The organism is Acinetobacter sp. YH16053, assembly GCF_013417035.1.
GTDB lineage: Bacteria > Pseudomonadota > Gammaproteobacteria > Pseudomonadales > Moraxellaceae > Acinetobacter > Acinetobacter towneri.
Map to the genome: position 1 here is coordinate 1 of NZ_VPEP01000122.1, position 1,375 is coordinate 1,375.

The 1,375-nt window shown below is 28.2% G+C and carries 2 protein-coding genes; both read left to right on the top strand.

What is annotated here, in order from left to right; translation table 11 throughout:
- Positions 1 to 239: 239 nt before the first annotated feature.
- On the top strand, positions 240 to 1,016 hold the full coding sequence (locus FTV43_RS15465; protein ID WP_092768988.1) for a tetratricopeptide repeat protein: 777 nt from the start codon (positions 240 to 242) through the stop codon (positions 1,014 to 1,016).
- 2 nt (positions 1,017 to 1,018) lie between these two features.
- Positions 1,019 to 1,375, top strand: a 357-nt coding sequence (locus FTV43_RS15470) for a hypothetical protein (RefSeq protein WP_179995836.1), incomplete at its 3' end; no start/stop codon positions are given.

The following is a 1,375-nucleotide window of genomic DNA, read 5'->3' on the forward strand; positions in this document are numbered from 1 at the left end:
GATGCCGGGCTATTTACTTATCTAAATTAATTCAACTAATCAGTATTTTATTAATTGTATAAAAATGACAACCAAGTGTATTGTATAGAAGTGGATGATATTTAGTAAAAAAAATAGTATTTTTCGATCTAATCCTTTATTTTTGAAGTATAAATTTATGACCCACCTAAAATTAGTAACTCAGTAAAGCAAAATATTGTACTATACCCGCGCATTAAAAATGGAATTCCTAATCGACTATGATATCTCCTCAAACTATTGATAAAAGCATTTTTGATGCTATGTTCTCTAATGTTAGGAAAACATCTAGTGTCTTTAAAATTCAATCATGGAAAAGAGATGCGGAAAAGGTTCGTAGTATAGATATATGCAAATATAAAGCTATTTTAGGCACAATAGCTGCTTATGAAAATAAGCATGATGAAGCTATAAATATATTTAAATCTATATTATTACTTACAAAAGATTGTGGCTATCAGGCTATGATCTACTCAAACATAGCTAATGTTTTAGGACATGCTGGAAAGTACTCAGAAGCAATTGATTCCTATTGGAAAGCTTTTGAGTTAAGTAATAATCCATCATATTTTGAATCGTTCTTTAATTTATGTAAAATTTATTATATTAATGATCAAAGGCTAACTAATATGAAGTCTTTAGATGACAATAAGAAAAAATTCTATGAACAAGAATTATTAAGCTTAAATGAGACGCGTCAAGAAATTATAGAAAATACAAATCTAAATCTCGATTTGTATAGAGATGTATTGAAAGTAGCTTTTTCTGTCTTCTTCACACACTGTAATAATCAAGTTAATAGATTTATAGAAGTGAATGATAGTCAAATTTCTACAATACTATTCAATACCGATTTGGATCTAGAAACAGTTATGCTGTTAAATGATGGTATGAATGATAAATTTTTAGACTTATTAGATAGTTATGAGTATGAAGAGCTTATTAAATATCCTATAATATTTACGGCTGAAAATTTTAAAAGCAATGAATTAGGATAGTCGTGGATAGCATAGAATTTTTAAATTTTGCACAAAAAATCATTTCTATTACTCCAATTTCAGAAATTGATTATCGTCAGATAATAAGCCGTAGTTATTACTGTGCATTTCATAAACTTAATGAAAAATCCAATTCCTTAGGCATTCCTGTGAATGCCTATAAAGGTGGAACTCATGCATCCTTACGGCAGACTTTAATAGAATTACGTCCGGCAAATAAACAATTGAAAGCTATAGCATATCGACTAGTTAGCTTCCATCAATTACGTATTATTGCAGATTATAAGTTAGAGGATAAAGTGACAGAAATATCAGCTAAGGAATCTATTGAAAACTGCAAAAAAATATTAGATCAAATT

Excerpts from the sequence above, each read along its gene's own strand:
- FTV43_RS15465 (WP_092768988.1), top strand. The coding sequence starts at position 240 with ATGATATCTCCTCAAACTATTGATAAAAGCATTTTTGATGCTATGTTC.